A 20,351-nucleotide genomic window follows, 5' to 3' on the forward strand; every position below is an offset into this window, starting at 1 on the left:
CAGTGGTCTGGGTGTCCGCCCGCGTCCACTGGCGTCATAGAAGCGCCAACGGCCCCTAGTTATAGCACTCCGAGGAGAAAGCCCCATGGCTGAGACAACTGGCGTACTCACTCCCGAGTTCCACCAGCGGGACGGTGCCACCCGGTTCGACGAGATGATCGAGCGCCGGACGCTGCGGGTGGGAATCGTCGGACTCGGTTACACCGGTCTGCCGCTCGGTCTCGGGTTCGCCACCGCCGGCTTCCCGGTCCGCGGCCTGGACACGGACACCCACCGGGTCGGCCAGGTGATACGCGGCGAGTCCTACCTGCCGGACGTGAGCGACGCCGAACTGGCCGCCGCCGCCGACCGGCTGAGCGCCACCACCGAGCCCGGCGAACTGGCCGGCTCCGACGCCCTGATCGTCTGCGTGCCGACCCCGGTCACCGGCGACCAGCAGGCCAACCTGGACTACGTGGAGTCCGCGATGGACTCGGTGGCGCCGCTGCTGCGCCGCGGGATGCTGATCGTCCTGCAGTCCACGGTCCCCGCGGGCACCACGGCGGCCGCGGCGGCCAAGCTGGCCCGCGCCACCGGGCTGGAGCCGGGCACCGACTTCCACGTCGCGATGGCCCCCGAGCGGGTCGACCCGGCCAACACCAACGGCTGGAACCTGGCCAACACCCCGAAGGTGGTGGGCGGCCTCACCAAGGAGTGCACCCGCCGCGCGGCGGCCCTGTTCGGGCAGGTCTGCGAGACGGTGGTGCCGGTCTCGCAGCTGGAGGTCGCCGAGCTGTCCAAGGTCTTCGAGAACACGTTCCGGCTGGTCAACATCAGCCTCACGCTGGAGCTGTCGGACCTGTGCCGGCAGCTGGACATCCCCGTCCGCGAGGTCATCGACGCCGCCTCCACCAAGCCCTACGGGTTCCTCGCGCACTACCCCGGTCCGGGCGTGGGCGGCGAGTGCATCCCGGTCGACCCGCTGTTCCTGCGGGAGGCCGCCGCCGCGGCCGGCACCGAGACGAAGCTGGTCGACGCCGCCTACGAGCGGATCGAGCGGCGGCCCCGGCAGGTCGTCGACCGGCTGGCGGAGCTGTTCGCGGAGCGCGGCTCCTCGCTGCACGGCGCCCACGTGCTGATCGTGGGCGTCAGCTACAAGAGCGGCGTCGCCGACCTGCGCAACGCGCCCGCCCTGGAGATCATCCGCGGGCTGCGGGCCGCCGGCGCCCGGGTGTCGTACCACGACCCGCTGGTGCCGAGCCTCGCCCTGGACGGCGAGCCGGTCAAGGCGGTCGGCTGGTCCGCGGTCGAACTGGCCCAGCAGGACGCCGCGGTGCTGGTCACCCCGGTGCCGGGGCTGGAGCGCGACCTGCTGTGGCGCATCCCGCCGCTGGTCCTCGACACCCACAACACGCTCTCGCCGGCCAGCGCCGTGGCGGTGCTGTGATGGCGGCGGCCCTGCTCGCCGGCCGGGCGCTGCCCGCCGTCACCCGCGACGCGGTCGCCGGCCGCACGGTGTCGCCGCCGGCCGCCCGGGAGGCCGTGACCGAACTGCTGGACGAGTCCACGGACCCGGTGGACGTCGCCGCCTTCCTGACCGCCGTGGCGGTCGGCGGGGCCACCCCGGTGCTGGTGGCCGCCGCGGTGCGGGGCGTCCTCGCGGTGGCCCGGCCGGTCGCCTGGACCCGGCCCGCGGTCGACGTGGTCGGCACCGGCGGCGACGGCAGCGGCTCGGTCAACATCTCCACCCTGGCGGCCCTCGTCGCGGCCTCGGCGGGCGCGACGGTCGCCAAGGCCGGCAACCGGGCGGCGACCTCACGGTGCGGCAGCGCCGACCTGCTGGAGGCCCTCGGCGTCGATCTCGACCCCGGCGAGGGCATCCCCGGGCAGCTGGCCGAGCACCGGTTCGCGTTCCTGTTCACCCCGGCGCTCCACCCGGCGCTGCGCAGGCTCGCGCCGATCCGCCGCCGGCTGGGCTTCCGCACCCTGTTCAACCTCTCCGGGCCGCTCTCCAACCCGGTGCCGCTGACCGGCCGGCTCATCGGCGCCGCGACCCGCGAGGACCAGGAAGTCCTGGCCGAGGCGGCCGCCATGCTCCGCCACCGGCGGACCTGGGTCGTCCGGGGCGCCGGCGGCATGGACGAGCTGACCACCGACGGGCCCTCGCGGGTGCTGCGGGTCGACGGCGGCGAGCCCGCCGAGTTCACCCTCGACCCGGCCGGACTGCCGCTGAGCCCGGCGGGCCCGGCCGACCTGGCGGGCGGCGACGCCACACGCAACACGGTCCTCGCCCGCCAGGTGCTGACCGGCGCCGCGCCGGCGCCGCTGCTGGACACGGTGCTGCTGAACGCGGCCGCCGTGCTCCACCTGGCGGGAGCCGCGGACGACCTGGCGGCCGGCCTGGCCCTCGCCCGGGACGCCGTCCGCCGCCAGGCGCCCGCCGCGCTGGTCGAGCGCCTCGCCCTTTCCCACACCAAGCAGGAGGGCCGTCATGGCCATGCATCTCGATGACATCGTCGCGGCCAAACGGGCCGCCTGGAGCGGTCCGGCCGCGGCCGACGCCGCCGCCCGGGGCCGGCTGGTCCCGGCCGAGCCCGGCCGGTTCGCCGCCGCGATCGGCGGCCCGGAGGTCTCGGTCATCGCCGAGATCAAGCCGAAGTCCCCGTCCAAGGGACAGCTGCTGGACCTCGCCCGGGCGATCCCCACCGCCCGCGGTTACAGCGCCGCCGGCGCCTCCGCGGTCTCCGTGCTCGGCGACACCCCGTACTTCGGCGGATCGCCCGAACTGGTCCGCTCGGTCGCCGAGGACCCGTGGGTGAGCGTGCCGGTCCTCTTCAAGGACTTCTTCGTCGACACCCGCCAGGTGCGGCTCGCCCACGACAGCGGCGCCGACGCCGTCCTCGTCATCGTCCGCGCCGTCGACGACGCCCTGCTGAAGGACCTCGTGCAGAGCGCGCACGGCCTCGGCCTGGACGCGCTGGTGGAGACCTTCACCCAGGACGAGGTGGACCGGGCGCTGAACGCCGGAGCCCGCATCGTCGGCATCAACAACCGGGACCTGCAGACCTTCGCGGTGGACCTGGAGAACTCGGCCCGGCTGCGCCGCGGCCTCCCTCGCGACGTGCTGACCGTCAGCGAGAGCGGCCTGTCCGGCCGCGCCGACATCGAACGCATCGCCGCGCACGGCTTCGACGCCGCGCTGATCGGCGAGTCCCTGCTCAACAGCCCCGACCCCGCCGCGCAGGTCCGGTCCTGCACCGGGGTCCCGATCCTGGAGGTGGCCTCGTGAACGGCCGATTCGGCGAGTACGGCGGACAGTTCGTCGCGGAGACCCTGGTGGGCCCGCTGGAGGAACTGGAGGCGGAGTACCACAAGGCGCTGCTGGACCCGGAGTTCACCGAGGAGCTCGACCGGCTGCTGAAGATGTTCGTCGGACGGCCGACCCCGATCACCGAGCTGCACCGGCTCGGCGTCACGGAGAACGGCGTCAAGCTCTGGCTGAAGCGGGAGGACCTCACCCACACCGGCGCCCACAAGATCAACAACTCGATCGGGCAGGCGCTGCTCGCCCACCGGCTGGGCAAGAAGCGGATCATCGCCGAGACCGGCGCCGGCCAGCACGGCGTGGCCGTCGCCGCCGCCTGCGCCTACCTGGGTCTGGACGCCACCGTCTACATGGGCCGCGTCGACGCCGAGCGGCAGGCCCCGAACGTGCAGCGGATGAAGCTGCTCGGTGCGCGGGTGGAGCTGGTGGACCTGGGCACCGCGACCCTGAAGGACGCCATCAACGCGGCGATCCGCGAATGGATCGCGCACCCCGACACCACCCACTACCTGCTCGGCTCCGTCGTCGGCCCGCACCCCTTCCCGACCATCGTGCGCAACTTCCAGTCGGTCATCGGCCGCGAGGCCCGCGCCCAGTTCCTGGAGGAGAACGGCCGGCTGCCCGACGTGGTCGTGGCCTGCGTCGGCGGCGGCTCCAACGCGGCCGGCATGTTCAGCGCCTTCCTCGACGACCCGGTCCGGCTGGTCGGCGTGCAGGCGGCCGGCGAGGGCAAGGGCGGCGACGGCGGCCACGCGGCGCCCCTGCTGTACGGGGAGCCGGGCGTCCTCCAGGGCACCCGCACCTACCTGCTCCAGGACGACGACGGCCAGATCCAGCTGACCCACTCCATCGCCCCCGGCCTCGACTACGCGGGCGTCGGCCCCGAGCACTCGCACTACAAGGACACCGGCAAGGTCGAGTACATCTCCGCCTCCGACGACGAGGCCCTGGACGCCTTCGCCGCGCTGAGCGCCCACGAGGGCATCGTCCCCGCCCTGGAGTCCGCGCACGCGGTGGCCGGCGCACTGAAGGTGGCCCGCGGCTGCGAGCCCGGCAGCACCGTCCTCGTCAACCTCTCCGGCCGCGGTGACAAGGACCTCACCTCCGCCATGGCCGCCCTCAAGCAGCGTGAGGAGAACTCCCGATGAAGCGCCTCGAGCAGACCTTCACCGACAACCGGGTCAAGGAGGAGACGACCCTGGTCGCCTACATCACCTCCGGGTACCCCTCGCTCGGCGAGACCGTCGGCCTGATCCGCGCCGCCGTGGACGCGGGCGCCGACGTGATCGAACTGGGCGTCCCCTTCTCCGACCCGCTGGGCGACGGCCCGGTCATCCAGGCCACCGGCCAGGCCGCCCTGGACACCGGCACCACCACGGCCGCCACCATCGACGTGGTCGCCGAGGCGCGGGCCGCCGGCGTCGAGGCGCCGATCGTGCTCATGGGCTACTGCAACCCGTTCCTGCGCTACGGGCTGACCCAGCTGTACGACGACGCCCGCACGGCCGGCGCCGACGGCTTCGTCGTCCCCGACCTGCCGGTCAGCGAGGGCGGCCCGTGGCTCGAGCGGGCCCGCGCCGCCGACCTGGGGCAGGCGTTCTTCGCCGCGCCCGGCAGCTCGCCGGAGCGGATCGCCGCCTCCTCCGCCGCCTCCCGCGGCTTCCTCTACGTCCTCGCCGCGAACGGCGTCACCGGGGTGCGCTCCGAGCTCGACCCGGGCATCGACGCCTACCTGGAGCGGGTCCGCGCGGCCGGCGACACCCCGATGGCCGTCGGGTTCGGCATCTCCCGCCCCGAGCACGTGGCGGCGCTGCACGGCAGGACGGACGGCGTCATCGTCGGCAGCGCGCTGCTGCGGGCGGTCGGCGAGGCCCGCGACGCGGCCGGCCGCCGCCGGGCCGTCACCGAGCTGGTCTCCTCCCTGAAGGCGGCCACCCGATGAGCGAGACCACCACCGTCCCCTTCTTCAGCGGGGCCGCCTCCGTCCGCCGCGACTGGCCCCGGCTGGAGGCCAGGATCCGCGAGGTCGCCGCCTCCGGCCGGTTCACCTCCGGCCCGGTCACCGCGGAGCTGGAGGCCGCGATCGCCGAGCGCACCGGCGCCCGGCACGCGGTGGCCGTCGCCAACGGCACCGACGCCCTGGTCATCCTGCTGCGGGCGGCCGGCATCGGCCCCGGCGACGAGGTGATCGTGCCCGCGTACACCTTCTTCGCGACCGCGTCGTGCGTGCTGCACGTCGGCGCGCAGCCGGTCCTGGTGGACGTCCTGCCGGGCAGCTACGCCATGGACCCCGCGCGCGCCGAGGCCGCCATCACCCCGCGCACCAAGGCGATCATGCCGGTGCACCTGTTCTCCCAGATGGCCGACATGGAGGTGCTGCGGGACCTCGCCGACCGGCACGGGCTGATGCTGCTGGAGGACAGCGCCGAGGGCATCGACATGCGGGCCGGCGGCGTGCACGCAGGCCTGTGGGGCAGCGGCGGGGTGCTCTCCTTCTTCCCCACCAAGACCCTCGGCTCGCTCGGCGACGCGGGCATGCTGCTCACCGACGACGACCGCGTCGCCGCCCGCGCCCGGCGGCTGCGCCAGCACGGGCAGGACACGGAGGGCACGTACGTCCACGAGGAGATCGGCTACAACAGCCGCTGCGACGAACTGCAGTCGGCGTTCCTGCTGCACCGCCTGGAGCGGCTGACCGAGGAGACCGGGCGGCGCGCCGAACTGGCCGCCCGGTACGACCGGCTGCTCGCGCCGCTCGCCGGGAAGGTGACGACGCCCTGGATGGCGCCCGCCAAGACGCCGAGCAACCAGATCTACTACGTCTACCTCATCGAGTGCGACCGCCGGGACGAACTGGCCGCCCACCTCGAGGCGCACGGCGTCGGCACCGAGGCCTACTACCCGCGCCCGCTCACCGAGCAGCCCCTGCTCGCCCCGCTGCCGGGCTCCCGCCACCCCGTGCCGGTGGCCGCGGCCGCGGCCCGGCGCGCCCTGGCCCTGCCGCTCTACCCCGACCTGACCGACGCGCAGGCCGACCACGTCGCCGCACTGATCCACGCCTTCTACGGAGATGCATCGTGACCACAGCCATCCCCTACGCCGACTGGCCCGCCCGTTCCGCCGGCTGGGTCGACGACATCGTGGACGTCTTCCGGGAGGTCGCCGAGAGCGACGAGTTCATCCTCAAGTCCCGGGTGGAACGCCTGGAGGCGGAGATCACCCGGCGCACCGGGGCGGCGCACGCCGTGGCCGTGGCCGGCGGCACCGGCGCGCTGAGCGTGATCCTGGCCGCCCTCGGCATCGGCGAGGGAGACGAGGTCGTCACCCCGGCCTTCTCCTACGTCTCCACCGCCTCCACCGTCGCCCTGCGGGGCGCCCGCCCGGTCTTCGCCGACGTCGAGTACGACACGGCCCTGCTCGACCCCGCCGCCGCCGAGGCCGCCGTCACCGGGCGGACCCGGGCCGTGCTGCCCGCCTACCTGTTCGCCGACTCGCCGCGGATGGCCGACCTGACCGCGCTGGCCGCCCGGCACGCACTGCACGTCATCGAGGACAGCGCCGTCGCCCTGGGCGCCGAGGTCGACGGGCGGCCCGCCGGCCGGCACGGCGTCGCCGGGGTGTACTCGTTCTTCCCGGCCAAGCCCGCCGGCGGCATCGGGGACGGCGGCATGATCGTCACCGACGACGACGGCCTCGCCCGCACCGCCCGCATGCTGCGCAACCACGGCCAGCCCGCCGGCAAGCGCTTCTACCACGAACTGCTCGGCTTCAACTGCCGGATGGACGAGCTGACCGCCGGGTTCCTGCTGCGCAAGCTGCCGCACCTGGACGAGCTCCTGCGCCGGCGGCGCGCGATCGCCGAGATCTACGAGGAGGGACTGCGCCCGCTGGCTCCCGCGCTGCTGCCTCCGGCGGCCGGGTTCGCCGGGCGCGCCGTCTACACGTACGTGGTGCGCGCCCAGGAGCGCGAGGCGCTGCGCGCCCACCTGGCGGGGCAGGGCATCGAGACGGCCGTCTACTATCCGCGCCCCCTCCACCTGCAGCCCGCCTTCGCCCATCTCGGCCACCACGAGGGTGACTTCCCGGTCGCCGAGCGGCTGTCCCGGGAGGCCCTCGCCCTCCCGCTGCACCCGGACATGGCGCCGGGCGCGGCCGAGCGCGTGGTCACCGCCGTGCAGCGCTTCTACGCGGCGGGGAGGTGAGCGTGATGGGCGTGCCGAACGGCCCGCGTATCACCCCCGACCGGCTGTGCGGCATCGGCGACGAGGCCGCCCCCGACCTGACCGGCCAGCTGGCCATCCACCACGAGCTCGGCATGGAAGTGATCGAGCTGCGCACCGTGGACGGGTTCGGTCTGCACGAACTGGCCCCCGGCGACGTCGCGGACGTCGCCCGGCGCACCATCGTCACCGGGCTGCGGGTGCCCGTCGTGGACACCCCGGTCGGCTCCTGGTCCACCACCGTCGCCACCGACGTCAACAGCGAACTGGCGGTCCTGGAGCGTTCCGCCCGGGCGGCGGCGCTGCTGGGCTGCGACCGGCTGCGGGTGATGTCGTACCCCAACGACGGGCGCCCGGAGCGCGAGTGGCGGCGTGAGGCGCTGCGCCGGATGCGGCTGCTGGCCCGCGAGGCCGAACGCCTCGGCGTCACCCTGCTGCACGAGAACTGCCAGGGCTGGGGCGGCCGGAGCGCCGCGCACACCCTGCGGATGCTGGAGGAGGTCGGCAGCTCCCGGCTGCGGCTGCTGTTCGACACCGGCAACGGCCTCGCCTACGGCTACGACTCGGTGTCGTTCCTGCGGCAGGTGCTGCCCTGGGTGGAGCACGTGCACATCAAGGACGGCGTGGTCCGGCCCGACGGCACCGCCGAGTTCACCCTGCCGGGCGAGGGCACGGCGGAGGTGGCCGAGTGCGTGCGCCTGCTGGAGGAGCACGGCTACCGCGGCCACTACAGCCTCGAACCCCACCTCGCGCACATCCCGCACCTCGGCGTGGCCGGCGACCCGGCCGCGCTCGCCGACGGGTACCGCGCCTACGCCCGCCGCCTCGCCGCCCTGCTCGGTGTCGACACCGCGCACAACCCCCTGTACTGGAAGGAGAGTCACCATGGCTGAGTCGACCCGGACGGCCACCGCCGGCACCGGTCTGAGCGCCGCCGACGTGCAGTGGCTGACCGATCTGATGGCCGTGGACTCCGTCTCGCCCCTGGAGGGCGGCCCCCTGGACGGCGCGGCCCGCGCGCAGCGGGTCTTCCTGGCGGGTGCGGCCGAGCGCGGCTTCACCACCGTGCTGCACCAGTCCCCCGCCCCCGAGCTGCTGGAGCGCCCGGAGGTGCCGGCCCCGGTGCGGGAGGCGGCCCGGCGTGACCTGCCCGGATTCCTGGCCGGTCAGCCGTCGGTGGTCGTCGGGTACGGGTCCCCGCAGCCGGAGGCGCGGCGGCTGGTCGTCAACTTCCACGTGGACACCGTCGGCCCGCACGTCCCGCCGCGCCTGGAGGGGCGGATCCTGCACGGCCGGGGTGCCGTCGACGACAAGGGCCCGGGGATCGCCGCCGCGGTCGGGGTGGCCGCCGCCTTCGCCGAGGACCCGGGGCTGGACGGCCGGATCGAGGTCCGCATCGCCTCCGTCCCCGGCGAGGAGGGCGGCGCGATGGGGACGTACGGGACCCGCGCCCTGGTCGACGCCGGACACACCGGACGGCTGATGATCTTCGCCGAGCCCACCGGCAGCACCTTCATGGACGGCTGCACCGCCGCGATGACCCCGCGGATCACCGTGCTCGGCGAGGACTCCACCGACGACCACCCCGCCGACGGCCACAACGCCACCGTGCTGCTCGGCTTCCTCGCCGACTTCCTCTCCCGCCGGCTGGGCCCGCTCGCGCACGGCATGGGCGCCAAGCTCTGCGTCGCCGGCCTGCACACCGGCACCGCCCACAACCGGGTCTACGGCGGCGGCCGGCTGCTCCTCAACATCGCCTATCCGGCGACCGAGCAGGCCGAACTGCTCGCCGCCTCGCTGGAGGTGCTGATCGAGGAGGCCCGGACCGAGTTCGCCCAGCTGCACGCCCACGACCCGTTCACCCGCCGCACGGTGCGCGACTGGCGGCGCATCGTCCGCCTGGACTGGCTCAAGCAGGGTCTGCCCACGCTGCGCAACCGCGACCCGGAGGGCGAACTGATGCTGGAGAGCGCCGGGTTCAGCCGGCACGACGGCCTCGCCGACGGCTCCGCGTTCACCTGCGACGCGATCTGGGCCCCCGGACCCGGCCGCTACGTCGCGGCGTGCGGACCGGGCCGCCTGGACGCCAACGGCGCCCACACGCCCGCCGAGTTCGTGAACCTGGACGACCTCGACGCCTACGCGCGGCGGATCAAGGAGCTGGTGCACGCGTTCGCCGCCCGCACCGCCTGACCCGCCCACCCGCGCACCTCCCACGCCCCACCCACCCGAGAGACCCACCCGAAAGACCCACCCGCCGGAAAGTCCCACCGCCCGAAAGAAGGAAGAACAGCCATGACCGTCCGCGTCCCCCTCGCCGAGCTCACCGCCTTCGTCCAGGACGTCCTCACCGAGTGCGGCCTCGACGCCACGTCCGCCCGCACCGCCTCCGACGTGATCACGTACGCCGACGCGCACGGCTTCACCACGCACGGCACCAACGGACTGGTGAACATCTACGCGCCCCGGCTGCTCGACGGCCGGATCGCCGCCGACGCCGCCCCGCGCGTCGTCCAGGAGACCGCCGGGGCCGCCCTGCTCGACGGTGACCGCGGCCTCGGCCTGGTCACCATGGACCTCGCCATGGACATCGCCATGGACAAGGCCCGCACCACCGGGATCGGCATGGTCGCCGTGCGCAACAGCACCCACTTCGGCAGCGCCGGCTACTACACGCAGAAGGCCGCCGCCGCCGGGCTGATCGGCCTGGCGATGACCAACTGCGGCGCGCAGGGCGTCGCCCCGCCGCTGGGCGGCACCGTGCGGATGCTCGGCACCAACCCGCTCAGCGCCGCCGTGCCGGTCACCCGGGGCGCCCCCTTCGTCCTCGACATGAGCACCACCGTGGTCGCCACCGGCAAGATCAAGGCCGCCCACCGCGAGGGCCAGGAGGTACCGCGGGAGTGGCTGGTGCGGCACGACGGCACGCCGACGACGGACCCGGCCGCGTTCATGGACGAGGAGGCCGACGTCGCCTGGCTGGGCGGTCCCGCCGAGACCGGCGGCGCCAAGGGCTTCGGCCTCGCCCTCCTGGTCGACCTGCTGTGCGGCCCGCTGGCCGGCGCCGCCTACGGCCCGCGTCCCGGCGTGCTGAAGGGCGAACCGGCGAGCGACGACAACGTGGGCCACACCGCGATCGTGATCGACCCGTCGGCCTTCGGCTCCGCGCGGACCATCGCCGCCGAGAACCGCACCCTGCTGGACACGGTCGTCAACTCCCCGGCCGCCGCCTACGCGACCCGGGGCGTCACCTACCCGGGCGCCCCGGAGGCCGAGCGGTACGAGCGGTCGCGGCGCGAGGGCGTCGAGCTGCCCGGGCCGGTCGCCGAGGGGCTGGCCGCGCTGGCCGGCCGGCTCTCCGTCGTGGCGCCCGCGGCGCTGACCGGCGAGGGCCTGAGGACGGCGGCATGAGCCCGCCCCCGGCCGGACCGGACGGCCACGCGACCGATCCGGCGAACACCTCCGCGAAGGACCCCGCCAACGACCCCGCGAACGACCCCGCGAACGGAAAGGACCGCACGACCATGCGCATCGGAGTGATCGGACTGGGCGTCATCGCCCCCTTCTTCCTGCGGGCCGTCGAGGACGACCCCGGGCTGCGGCTGACCGCCGTCTGCGACCTCGACGAGACCAAGCTGACCGCATTCGGCCCCGGCACCGCCGTCTTCACCGACCACCGCGAACTGCTGGCCTCGGGCCTGGTGGACGGGGTGGTCGTCACCCTGCCCAACCACGCGCACGCCCCGGTCGTCGCCGACGCGCTGCGCGCCGGCGTCCACGTGTGCTGCGAGAAGCCGCTGACCGTCTCCTCCCAGGACGCGCACGCCCTGACGGCGCTCGCCGACGCCTTCGGGGCCACCCTGTTCACCGCCTTCCACCGCCGCTACAACGTCCACGTGCTCGACCTGGCGGACCGGCTGCCCGCACGGGAACTGATCTCGCACGTGACCAGCCACTACGACGAGAGGATCGAGGAGCACACCGGTTCCGACCGCTGGTACCAGGACATCGAGCGGTGCGGCGGCGGCTGCGTCATAGACAACGGCCCCAACGCCCTCGACGCCCTGGAGACCGTGCTCGGCCCGCTCACCCTGCGCGACGCCACCATCGGGGACGTCCGGGCCGGTGTGGAGTTCTGCGCCGAGCTCCAGCTTGCCACCGCCGAGGGCATCCCGGTCCGGGTGGAGCTGGACTGGGCGCTGGAGACCGGCGAGCGCAAGGACATCACCGTCCACCTCAAGGACGGCCGGGAACTGCGCGCCGACATGCTGGACGGCTTCACCGCGTTCAAGTCGTCCCTGGACCACGAGTACGCCGGCATCATGGCGGACTTCCACCGGGTGGTGCGCGACGGCCGGAGGGGGCCGGACCGCGGCCCGCACATCGTCGACCTGGTCGAGGAGGCGTACGGAATCGGACGGACCAAGGAGGAACGGCTGCGGATGCCGGCCAAGGACCCGGTCGCCGCCCACCTGGTCAAGCTGCTGTTCCACCGGCGCACCGACCGCGGCATGCGGCTGTCGCCCTGGCAGTCGCGCTGCGTGCGCGCCGGCGACGTGCACGAACTGGTCACCACCACCGACCGGCCCACCACCACCGGGGACCGGGTCGACCACGTGGGATTCCTGGGCTTCGCCGAGTTCGCCGCGGCGACGGTGATCGAGCGGGGCGACGTGGTGACGGGCCCCGGCGGGCCGATCGGGCGGGTGGCCGGATTCGACGAGTGCCACGCGCCCAACCACTACAACATCCTCATCGACACCGATCAGGTCTTCACCGCCGAGGACCTCGACCTGCACACCACGGACACCCTCACCTTCTCCGGAGGCACCCGATGACCGGCGCCGCGTACCGCACCGCCACCTTCCGCGTGATCCCCGTCCAGCCCGAGGCCCGGGAGCTGATGCCCGGGGTCCGGGTGCTCACCCTGGAGGCGGAGGTCGCCGCGGGCAAAGCCGCCCCGGCGGAGGACGTCTGGGCCCAGGCGCACGCCCGCTGGACCGGGGCGAGCCGCTCCGAGATCCGGTCGGCGCCGCAGGTGGCCGCCTACCGGGAGCTGAGCCGGCGGCTGGGCAGCCACCCGGACAAGCAGCCGCCGTCCGTGCAGGCGCTCATCGACCGGGGGCTGCGGGCCAAGCCGCTCGGCGCCTGGCCTCGGATCAACCCGGCCGTCGACGCCGTCAACGCGGTCGCGGCGGACAGCCTGGTCGCGCTCGGCCTGTTCGACCGGGACCGGCTGGCGGGCGAGGTGCGGCTGCGGCTGAGCGACGGCACGGAGGAGTTCACCGCGCTCGGGTCGGACGGTCCGGTGGTGCTGGAGGCCGGACGGCCGGTGCTCGCCGACGACGAGCGGGTGCTGTCGCTGTTCGCGCACCGGGACGGGGTGCACCAGGCGGTGACCGACGGCACCCGCCGGGTGCTGCTGCTGGCCTGCTCGGTGCCCGGCGTCGACGAGGACACCTGCCGGACGGCCCTCCTGCGGGCCGCCGCGCTGCTGGGCGGGGGCCGCGGCTGAGGTCACGGCCGGGCCCCGGCCCCCGCACCGCGGTCAGGCCCCGGCCCGCACCGCGGTCAAGTGGTACGCCACCGCCCCGGCCCGGTGGACTGCTCCGTGGGTACGCGCGATTGGTTGGCTGGCGTTACTTCGCCGGCCGACCCACGTACCGAAGGGGACCCACCCACGATGACCATGACTGCCGTCGCGCCCGCGCCGCCCCGCGCGGACGCCGCACCCCTGCGGGTGGGCGTGGCACGGACCCCGCTCGCCCCGCACGCCCCGCTGGCGCTGTGCGCCGCGCTGCGCCGACTGCTCGGCGAGGACGAGGTGTTCCTCTTCGAGAGCCTGGCCGGCCCCGAGGACGACTGCCGCTTCGCCGCGGTCGGCGCCGGCGTCCTGGCCCGCGTCACCGTCCGGGACGGGCAGGTCGGCGTGGACGGCCCGCCCGAGCTGGCGGACCGGCTGCTCGCCTGCGCGGACCGCGCGGACGGTGACGTGCCCCGGCTGCTGCGGGAGCTGCACACGGTGTTCGACGTGCGCACCGACGTGCCCCTCGACTCGTACGCGTTCGGGTTCCTCGGGGTGTTCGGCTACGAGGCCGCCCGGTACCTGGAGCAGCTGCCCCCGCAGGCCCTGGGCGAGGACCCGGAGATCGTCCTCACCCTCTTCCGGCACGTCGTCCGCTACGAGCTGGACACCGGCGAGAGCCACGAGCTGCACGCCCGCAGCGCCGGGTTCGGCGGACCGGGCGTCCTCGGCGCCGGACTGCCGGAGCTGGTGCGGACGCTGCCCGCCGAGGAGGCCCCCGTGCCGCCGGCCCCCCGCCCGACCGCGGTGCGCGACAGCGTCCGCCGGGAGGAGTACGCCGAGCGTGTCCACCGCTGCCTGGAGCACATCCGGGCGGGCGACGTGTACCAGATCCAGATGGGCCACCGCATCGACGTCACGTCGCCGCTGCCGCCCCTGGACGCCTACCGCAGGCTGCGGCAGGGCAACCCGTCGCCGTACATGTACCTGGTGCCGTGGGCGGGCCGCACCCTCGTCGGGGCCAGCCCCGAGCTCCTCTTCCGGATCGAGGACCGCGGCCTCGCCATGCGGCCCATCGCGGGCACCACCGCGCGCGCCGCCGACCCCGCCGAGGACGCCCGCCGGGTCGCCGCGCTGCGCGCCGACGCCAAGGAACGCGCCGAGCACATCATGCTGGTCGACCTGTGCCGCAACGACGTGGCCCGGGTGTCCGAGCCCGGCACGCTCGCGGTGGAGCGGATGATGGCCGTCGAGGGGTTCTCCAAGGTCCACCACCTGGTCTCCACGGTCCGCGGCGAGCTGGCCGGCGACGCCGACGTGTGGTCCGTGCTGCGCGCCACCTTCCCCGCCGGCACCATGACCGGAGCGCCCAAGGTGCGCGCCATGGAGCTGATCGCCGAGATCGAGGGCCGCCCGCGCGGCGCCTACGCGGGCGCGGTCGGCCTGATCGACGTCCGCGGGCGGGCCGCCACGCTCGCCCTGTGCATCCGCACCGCCGTGCACGACCCGCGCACCGGGACGTACGCGCTCCAGGCGTCGGCCGGTGTCGTCGCGGACTCCTCCGCGGACGGCGAGTGGCGCGAGACGATGGCCAAGATGGGCGCCGTCTACGCCGCCGTGACCGGTGAGGAGCTGGCGGCATGAGGGTCCTGCTGGTCGACGCCCGCGACAGCTTCGTGCACATCATCGACCACTACCTGCGGGAGCGCGGCGCCCTCACCGAGGTCGTCACCGCCCACGCGCACACCCCCGTCGAGCTGGCCGCGCGCCGTCCGGACGCGGTGGTCCTCGGCCCCGGCCCCGGGCACCCGGCCGACTCCGGCCACGTGGAGCTGGTGCGGCACTTCGCCGGCCGGGTCCCGCTGCTCGGCATCTGCCTCGGGCACCAGGCGATCGGCCTCGCCTACGGCGGGCGGATCGAGCGAGCGGCCCGCACCGTGCACGGCAAGACCAGCCGTCTCGCCCACGACGGCTCCGGGCTCTTCACCGGGCTCCCGGACGGCACCGAGGTCACCCGCTACCACTCGCTGGCCGTCGCGGACCCGCCGCCGGCCGAGCTGGTGGTGAGCGCCCGGGCCCGGGAGGACGGCTGCGTGATGGGACTGCGCCACCGCGCCCTGCCCGTCGAGGGCCTGCAGTTCCACCCGGAGAGCGTCACCACCAGCAACGGACACGCGTTCGTCGACAACTTCCTCGAAGGGATTCAGCCATGGCTTCCGACGGCCCCTGGGCGACGATAGCCGCCCTCAACGGTTCCGAACGGCCCGACGGACTGACCGCGCGAGTACTGCGCGTGCTGGCCGCGGCCGCCGCCGAGCACGGCGTCCACATGGACGTGATCCCGCTCGCGGAGTACGACGTCACGCCGTGCGGGCGCTGCGGCGACTGCAACGTCCGGCCCCTGCCCTGCGCCGTGGACGACGACGTCCCCGCCCTGGTCGACCGGCTGGTCCGCGCCGACGGAGTGCTCTACGCGGCGCCGGTCCACGGCTTCGGCCTGGCGGGCACGATGCAGAACTTCGTCGAGCGGGCCGGGGTCGGGCACCTGCGCTTCGAGCGCCCGCTCGCCAACAAGGTGGCCGGCGTGGTCGTCACCGGCCGCCGCTACAGCCACGACCGCGTGTACGGGCAGCTCGTCGACAACGTCCTGCTCAACCGGATGATCCTCGCGGGCAGCGGCTTCCCCGCCTTCGTGCACGACCAGTTCGCCCCGGACGAGGACCACGAGGGCATGGCGGCCGCGCGCGGTCTCATCGACCGCATGATCGACATGATGCGGGTCCTGCTGCTGCCGCACGGCGGCCGGGAGGACACCGCCCGGATCCTCTCCCTCCCCCGCAACGAACGCGCCGGGCTGCTCCCCCTCGCGGGGTGAACAGCCCGGCGGCGGGACACGGCCCCGGGGCCGAGCGCGTGCCCCGGGGCCGGCGTTCGGCCCCGGGGCACGCGTTCGGGCGGTGCGCGGGTGTCGGGCGGTGCGCGGGCCGGACGGTGCGCGGGTCGGACGGTGGGTCAGGCAGTGGGCGGGGTCAGGGGCCCGGCGGCGTGGCGGCCGCCGATCAGCACCGAACGCAGCGCCCCGCGGTCCTGGAGCACCCGCAGGTCCGCCGCCGGGTCGCCGTCCCACACCACGAGGTCGGCGAGGCGGCCCGCGGCGACGACACCGGCGTCGTCGCCCCGCCCGGCCAGCTCCGCGCCGTTGGCGCAGGCCCACTTGAGGACCGTCTCCGGCGCGATGCCGGCCCGCTCGGCGTACATCACCAGCTCGTCCGCGTAGGTGCCGTGCGGCGTCCAGGCGAAGCCGAAGTCGTCACCGGGCACGATCTTCAGCCCGAGGTCCTCGGCCAACGGCAGGAAGCGCAGGGTGTTCTCGATCTCCTTCTCGAAGTCGAGGGCCTCCAGGTAGTCCGGCGCCTTGCCGAACCGCTCGCCCAGGGCGAGCAGCCGGTCGGGCTGGAACAGGCTCGGCACCACGAAGACGCCGCGCTCGGCGATCCGCTCCAGCGCCTCGTCGTCGGCGTAGGTGGCGTGGTCGATGACGTCGACGCCCGCGGCCAGCGCGTTGCGGATGCCGTCCAGGCCCCGCGAGTGGGCCCGCACCCTCGCCCCGCGCGCGTGCGCGGTCTTCACGACCAGGGCCAGCTCCTCGCGGCTGAACAGCAGTTCGTCGGAGCGGGCGTTGGGGAAGGTGTCGTCGCCGGAGGAGAAGACCTTGATGATCTCCGCGCCCTGGTCGATCTCCTCCTCGGTGTACTTCACCAGGTCGCCGAGGACGTCGACCACCGGCATCAGCTCGCGCGGCATCCGCTCCTTGAGCTCGGGGCTGCGCCGCCCGGGCGGGCCCGACACCATCAGGTCGCGGCTGCACGGGGTGATGCGCGGGCCGGGGATGACGCCGGCCTCGATGGCGTTCTTCAGCGCCATGTCGATCCCGGCGACCGAACCGGCCCCGACGAACGCGGTGTACCCGCAGGTCAGCAGGTCCGCCGCGTGCCGCGCCGCGTGCAGGGCGACCTCCGGCACGCGGTACTTGAACAGGGTCTCGCGGCCCGTGGTGACGTTGACGTAGGCGATGTGGGTGTGCCCCAGCGTCATGCCGGGCACGACGGTCAGCCCGGCCAGGTCCCAGCGGACGAAGTCGCCGTCGGCGGGCGCCTCGGAGGCCGGCAGCACGGCCTCGATCCGTTCGCCGTCGAGGAGGACGGAGCGGTGCGGCAGCGAGGCGCGGCCCAGCCCCTCCTGGACGGTGACGTCGTGCAGCAGCAGTCGTCGGTCAGTGGTCACGGTATGCGGCTCCTGACAGGGTGAGGGGGGTGGCGGGGCGCTCGAGCACCGCGGGCCCGAAGACCGTCCACACCATGGGGACGCCGGGCCGGGACACCTGGAACACCAGGCCGTGCCGGCGGCGGCCGGGCTCGTTGGTCACGGCGGCGTCCGCGCGGCCCTCGGCCACCAGCTGGGCGGCGTGCAGGGTGGACTCGGCGGGCACCCAGACGATCTCGAAGCCGCCGCGCCCGCCCTCCAGGCCGTCCAGCAGCTCCACCAGGCTCCGCGTCTCGTGCAGGGTGGCCAGCCGCAGCGGGCCCTCGCGCAGCCGCGGACCGCGGGTGGCGACGCCGTACTCGGGGGTGGGGCTGGAGAAGGTGGCGTCCAGCCGCAGCGACGGCGACCAGAAGAACCGGGTGGCGCACTCCGCGGCCGCCGGCACCAGCGCGTAGCGGGGCCCGCCGCGGGTGCCGACGGCGGCGAGCAGTTCCTCGAAGGTGTCGTACGGCACGGGGTGCACGGCGGGGCCGCCGAGGTGGGCGAGGCGGTGCGCGAGCCGGTCCAGGGCGACCATGGACGTGGTGCCGTCCGGGCCGAGCGTGCCGATGGGCAGGCTGCCGGGCCGCAGCAGCGGCGAGTTCGGTATGCGGGCGGGCTCCCACAGGATGGGGAACGGCGTGGGGTCGGCGTCGGCCGGGTCGATGCCCGGCGGGCGCAGCAGCGGCTCGGTCATGCGCGGTGCCCCCTGGCTCCGGCGAGCCGGCGGGCGGCGGCCGTCTCGTGGTCCGACGCGAAGCGCCGGTCGTGGATGCGGGCGGCCTTCCAGCTGACGAAGGCGCCGGTGGTGGTGACGGGGTCGAGTTCGTCCAGGAACTCCACGGTGCAGCGCACCCCGAGCGCGGCGGCGATCCGCCCCGCGTGCGCGGCCTGCTGCCCCGGGGCGGGGCCGCCGGGCAGGTCGAGGCGGACGGTGACCAGGTCCTCGCCGGTGTCGTCCCGCTCGATGACGACCTGGTAGCCGTAGGCGTGGTCGACGCCGTCCAGGACGGCCTGCTCGATCTGCCAGGCCTGGAAGCTGTGTCCGCCGAGGACGATCCGGTCGCGGGTGCGGCCGACGACCCGGACGACGGGCCCGCGGACGCCGCAGCCGCAGTCGTTGGCGCGGAGTTCGACCAGGTCGCCGGTGCGGTAGCGGATCAGCGGCTTGATGCCGTCGATCAGCATGGTGACGACGAGTTCCCCGGTGCCGGTGTCGCCGAGCGGGGCGCCGGTGTCCGGGTCGACCAGCTCGGCGATGTAGTTGGGCCGGGCCAGGTGGAGCCGGCCGTGCGCGCACGCGGAGGCGATGACGAGGGTCTCCTGGGCGCCGTAGAGGGCGTTGTAGGTGCGGGCGCCCCAGGCCTGGTCGATCTGCCGGGCGAGGTCCGGGGTGCACATCTCGCCGGTGACGAGGAAGACCTTGACGTGGAAGTCCCGGCGCGGGTCGAGGCCCTCCTCGATCGCGGCCTTGGCCAGCGACAGGGCCACGTTCGGGGTGCAGAACACCACGTCCAGGCGGAGGTCGCGGAGCAGCTGCAGCGCCTTGGGGAAGCCGATGACGGGCGAGTACGGCCAGATCTTGGCGACGGCGGAGCCGACGTTGCGGGCCACGTCGCCGAGGGTGTCGCCCAGCGAGTGCACCTCGGTGGGGCCCATCACGCCGACCCGCGGGGCGCGGTCGCCGAAGACGTCGGTGAAGATGTTCCGCCAGCTCTCCGTCACGTGCGCGTTGGAGGCGATCACCTCGCGCGGGTCGCGCGGGCAGGGGGTGGCGGGGCCGGTGGTGCCGGTGGTCTCGTAGTAGAAGCACGCCTCGTCGAGGTCGCGGCTGAGGACGTCGTGCATGGCGGTGCGCAGGTCGTCCTTGGTGGTGAAGGGCAGCCGCCGCAGACTCTCGAGCGTGAGCCCGTCGGCCCGGACACCGGCGAGGTGGCGGGCGTAGAAGGGCGAGCCCTGCTGGGCGAGCGCGACGACCGTGCGCAGCTGTTCCTCGGCCCACCGCCGCCACTCCTCCTCACGGAGCTCGCCGGCGGTGTAGCGGTCGTGCAGGGTCAGGTAGCGCTCGATGAAGTCCCGGTGTCGCCCGGACGTGGGCAGCCACATGGTTCCCCCAGTGGTTCGGCGGATGCGGAAGTGCCGTGCACCAGGTGTGCGCCTGGTGCGCCCGTACGCGTCCGGGAGACGGCCCTCCCGATACTGCGGGCCGCCCCGCCGTGCCCTCAATCCGCCTTAGGTGACAGTTGGTCGGCTCTTGGAGGCAGCCCCGTGTGTCACCCGGCGCCTCACCCGGCGGTCCCCGCCGCCCCGCCCGTCCCGCCCGCCGTGGCCGCACCGGCCGCCTTGGCCGCCGTGACGAACTTCTCGATCAGCGCGGGGTCCTTGACCCCGCGGGCGCGCTCCACGCCGCTGGAGACGTCGACGCCCCAGGGCCGCAGGCCGGCCACCGCCTCGGTGACGTTGTCCGGGTCCAGTCCGCCGGCGAGCAGCCAGGAGCCGGAGGGCGCGCTGCCGAGCGCGGCCGGGTCCCAGCGTTCGCCTGAACCCGGGCTGGGCGAGTCGACGATCAGCAGGTCCTCGCCCCAGGCGCCGGTCTCCAGCGGGGCCCCGGTGGCCGGGGAGGTGGCGCGGACGAGCCGGAAGCCGTCGGCGCGCAGCGCGGCGAACGCCTCGGGCGGCTCCTCGCCGTGCAGCTGCACGGTGTCGACGCCGGCCTCGGCGGCGGCCCGGCGCACCTCCTCCAGCGGTTCCCCGCGGAAGACGGCGACGGTGGCGACGGAGCCGGGGACCAGGGCGGCCAGGGCGGCCAGGGCCCGGACGGCGGCGGGCTCGACCTGGCGGGGGCTCGGGGTGAGGACGAAGCCGACCGCGTCGGCCCCGGCGGCGACGGCGGCCTCCACGTCCTCCGGCCGGCTCAGGCCGCAGACCTTGACGTACACGTTGCCTCATCTCCTGGATCGGGAAGGGGTCCGATGGTCGCACAGGCCGCCCGGGGGCGGTC

19 protein-coding genes are annotated in these 20,351 nt (G+C 74.7%); 15 read left to right on the plus strand and 4 right to left on the minus strand.

Going from position 1 to position 20,351, the window contains the following annotated elements:
• The first annotated feature begins 85 nt into the window (after positions 1-85).
• The 15 genes from GBN72_RS10705 to GBN72_RS10775 all read left to right on the plus strand — a co-directional run bounded on the left by GBN72_RS10705 (position 86) and on the right by GBN72_RS10775 (position 15,923).
• The gene (locus tag GBN72_RS10705) at positions 86-1,426 is read left to right on the plus strand and encodes a nucleotide sugar dehydrogenase (protein ID WP_151771472.1); all 1,341 of its coding nucleotides are present in this window, start codon (positions 86-88) and stop codon (positions 1,424-1,426) included.
• Positions 1,426-2,490, plus strand: a complete 1,065-nt coding sequence (trpD, locus tag GBN72_RS10710) for an anthranilate phosphoribosyltransferase (RefSeq protein WP_151771473.1) — start codon at positions 1,426-1,428, stop codon at positions 2,488-2,490. The genes GBN72_RS10705 and trpD overlap by 1 nt, the downstream gene beginning before the upstream one ends.
• Complete coding sequence (locus GBN72_RS10715) at positions 2,471-3,268, plus strand: indole-3-glycerol phosphate synthase TrpC (RefSeq protein WP_218042040.1); 798 nt, start codon at positions 2,471-2,473, stop codon at positions 3,266-3,268. Before trpD ends, GBN72_RS10715 begins: the two co-directional genes overlap by 20 nt.
• Complete coding sequence (gene trpB, locus GBN72_RS10720) at positions 3,265-4,452, plus strand: tryptophan synthase subunit beta (protein ID WP_151771474.1); 1,188 nt, start codon at positions 3,265-3,267, stop codon at positions 4,450-4,452. Before GBN72_RS10715 ends, trpB begins: the two co-directional genes overlap by 4 nt.
• Positions 4,449-5,246 carry a tryptophan synthase subunit alpha gene (gene trpA, locus GBN72_RS10725; RefSeq protein ID WP_151771475.1) on the plus strand — a complete coding sequence of 266 codons (798 nt, stop codon included), beginning with the start codon at positions 4,449-4,451 and terminating at the stop codon, positions 5,244-5,246. The genes trpB and trpA overlap by 4 nt, the downstream gene beginning before the upstream one ends.
• Positions 5,243-6,385 (plus strand): DegT/DnrJ/EryC1/StrS family aminotransferase, encoded by a 1,143-nt coding sequence (locus GBN72_RS10730; RefSeq protein ID WP_151771476.1) that lies wholly within the window; start codon positions 5,243-5,245, stop codon positions 6,383-6,385. The genes trpA and GBN72_RS10730 overlap by 4 nt, the downstream gene beginning before the upstream one ends.
• Positions 6,382-7,506 carry a DegT/DnrJ/EryC1/StrS family aminotransferase gene (locus GBN72_RS10735; protein WP_164540540.1) on the plus strand — a complete coding sequence of 375 codons (1,125 nt, stop codon included), beginning with the start codon at positions 6,382-6,384 and terminating at the stop codon, positions 7,504-7,506. Before GBN72_RS10730 ends, GBN72_RS10735 begins: the two co-directional genes overlap by 4 nt.
• A 5-nt stretch (positions 7,507-7,511) precedes the next feature.
• Positions 7,512-8,417: a sugar phosphate isomerase/epimerase family protein gene (locus GBN72_RS10740; protein WP_151771478.1), complete on the plus strand. Its 906-nt coding sequence runs from the start codon at positions 7,512-7,514 to the stop codon at positions 8,415-8,417.
• Positions 8,410-9,717 (plus strand): M20/M25/M40 family metallo-hydrolase, encoded by a 1,308-nt coding sequence (locus GBN72_RS10745; RefSeq protein ID WP_151771479.1) that lies wholly within the window; start codon positions 8,410-8,412, stop codon positions 9,715-9,717. Before GBN72_RS10740 ends, GBN72_RS10745 begins: the two co-directional genes overlap by 8 nt.
• A 102-nt stretch (positions 9,718-9,819) precedes the next feature.
• Positions 9,820-10,935 (plus strand): Ldh family oxidoreductase, encoded by a 1,116-nt coding sequence (locus tag GBN72_RS10750; protein WP_151771480.1) that lies wholly within the window; start codon positions 9,820-9,822, stop codon positions 10,933-10,935.
• A complete protein-coding gene (locus tag GBN72_RS10755) occupies positions 10,932-12,362 on the plus strand; it encodes a Gfo/Idh/MocA family protein (RefSeq protein WP_246212410.1) in 1,431 nt (476 codons plus the stop codon). The genes GBN72_RS10750 and GBN72_RS10755 overlap by 4 nt, the downstream gene beginning before the upstream one ends.
• Positions 12,359-13,039 carry a phenylalanine--tRNA ligase beta subunit-related protein gene (locus GBN72_RS10760; protein ID WP_151771481.1) on the plus strand — a complete coding sequence of 227 codons (681 nt, stop codon included), beginning with the start codon at positions 12,359-12,361 and terminating at the stop codon, positions 13,037-13,039. The genes GBN72_RS10755 and GBN72_RS10760 overlap by 4 nt, the downstream gene beginning before the upstream one ends.
• Before the next feature lie 168 nt (positions 13,040-13,207).
• Complete coding sequence (locus tag GBN72_RS10765; protein ID WP_246212411.1) at positions 13,208-14,692, plus strand: anthranilate synthase component I family protein; 1,485 nt, start codon at positions 13,208-13,210, stop codon at positions 14,690-14,692.
• A complete protein-coding gene (locus tag GBN72_RS10770) occupies positions 14,689-15,288 on the plus strand; it encodes an anthranilate synthase component II (RefSeq protein ID WP_151771482.1) in 600 nt (199 codons plus the stop codon). The genes GBN72_RS10765 and GBN72_RS10770 overlap by 4 nt, the downstream gene beginning before the upstream one ends.
• The gene (locus tag GBN72_RS10775; RefSeq protein WP_151771483.1) at positions 15,258-15,923 is read left to right on the plus strand and encodes a flavodoxin family protein; all 666 of its coding nucleotides are present in this window, start codon (positions 15,258-15,260) and stop codon (positions 15,921-15,923) included. The genes GBN72_RS10770 and GBN72_RS10775 overlap by 31 nt, the downstream gene beginning before the upstream one ends.
• A 137-nt stretch (positions 15,924-16,060) precedes the next feature.
• Here GBN72_RS10775 and GBN72_RS10780 read toward each other — a convergent pair whose 3' ends face one another.
• The 4 genes from GBN72_RS10780 to GBN72_RS10795 form a co-directional block, all read right to left on the minus strand.
• Positions 16,061-17,332 carry an amidohydrolase family protein gene (locus GBN72_RS10780; RefSeq protein WP_151771484.1) on the minus strand — a complete coding sequence of 424 codons (1,272 nt, stop codon included), beginning with the start codon at positions 17,330-17,332 and terminating at the stop codon, positions 16,061-16,063.
• A complete protein-coding gene (locus GBN72_RS10785) occupies positions 17,322-18,047 on the minus strand; it encodes a type 2 periplasmic-binding domain-containing protein (RefSeq protein WP_151771485.1) in 726 nt (241 codons plus the stop codon). Before GBN72_RS10785 ends, GBN72_RS10780 begins: the two co-directional genes overlap by 11 nt.
• A complete protein-coding gene (locus tag GBN72_RS10790) occupies positions 18,044-19,456 on the minus strand; it encodes a phenylacetate--CoA ligase family protein (RefSeq protein WP_151771486.1) in 1,413 nt (470 codons plus the stop codon). Before GBN72_RS10790 ends, GBN72_RS10785 begins: the two co-directional genes overlap by 4 nt.
• Before the next feature lie 179 nt (positions 19,457-19,635).
• The gene (locus GBN72_RS10795) at positions 19,636-20,289 is read right to left on the minus strand and encodes a phosphoribosylanthranilate isomerase (RefSeq protein ID WP_151771487.1); all 654 of its coding nucleotides are present in this window, start codon (positions 20,287-20,289) and stop codon (positions 19,636-19,638) included.
• Between the last annotated feature and the right edge of the window lie 62 nt (positions 20,290-20,351).

The organism is Streptomyces abyssomicinicus (genome assembly GCF_008974245.1).
In the GTDB taxonomy this organism is placed as follows: domain Bacteria; phylum Actinomycetota; class Actinomycetes; order Streptomycetales; family Streptomycetaceae; genus Streptomyces; species Streptomyces abyssomicinicus.

Bases quoted from the DNA above. Each gene is read 5' to 3' on its own strand.
- GBN72_RS10705 (WP_151771472.1), top strand. From the start codon at position 86: ATGGCTGAGACAACTGGCGTACTCACTCCCGAGTTCCACCAGCGGGAC.
- trpD (WP_151771473.1), top strand. From the start codon at position 1,426: ATGGCGGCGGCCCTGCTCGCCGGCCGGGCGCTGCCCGCCGTCACCCGC.
- GBN72_RS10715 (WP_218042040.1), top strand. From the start codon at position 2,471: ATGGCCATGCATCTCGATGACATCGTCGCGGCCAAACGGGCCGCCTGG.
- trpA (WP_151771475.1), top strand. From the start codon at position 4,449: ATGAAGCGCCTCGAGCAGACCTTCACCGACAACCGGGTCAAGGAGGAG.
- GBN72_RS10730 (WP_151771476.1), top strand. From the start codon at position 5,243: ATGAGCGAGACCACCACCGTCCCCTTCTTCAGCGGGGCCGCCTCCGTC.
- GBN72_RS10740 (WP_151771478.1), top strand. From the start codon at position 7,512: ATGGGCGTGCCGAACGGCCCGCGTATCACCCCCGACCGGCTGTGCGGC.
- GBN72_RS10745 (WP_151771479.1), top strand. From the start codon at position 8,410: ATGGCTGAGTCGACCCGGACGGCCACCGCCGGCACCGGTCTGAGCGCC.
- GBN72_RS10750 (WP_151771480.1), top strand. From the start codon at position 9,820: ATGACCGTCCGCGTCCCCCTCGCCGAGCTCACCGCCTTCGTCCAGGAC.
- GBN72_RS10755 (WP_246212410.1), top strand. From the start codon at position 10,932: ATGAGCCCGCCCCCGGCCGGACCGGACGGCCACGCGACCGATCCGGCG.
- GBN72_RS10760 (WP_151771481.1), top strand. From the start codon at position 12,359: ATGACCGGCGCCGCGTACCGCACCGCCACCTTCCGCGTGATCCCCGTC.
- GBN72_RS10765 (WP_246212411.1), top strand. From the start codon at position 13,208: ATGACCATGACTGCCGTCGCGCCCGCGCCGCCCCGCGCGGACGCCGCA.
- GBN72_RS10770 (WP_151771482.1), top strand. From the start codon at position 14,689: ATGAGGGTCCTGCTGGTCGACGCCCGCGACAGCTTCGTGCACATCATC.
- GBN72_RS10775 (WP_151771483.1), top strand. From the start codon at position 15,258: ATGGCTTCCGACGGCCCCTGGGCGACGATAGCCGCCCTCAACGGTTCC.
- GBN72_RS10785 (WP_151771485.1), bottom strand. From the start codon at position 18,047: ATGACCGAGCCGCTGCTGCGCCCGCCGGGCATCGACCCGGCCGACGCC.
- GBN72_RS10790 (WP_151771486.1), bottom strand. From the start codon at position 19,456: ATGTGGCTGCCCACGTCCGGGCGACACCGGGACTTCATCGAGCGCTAC.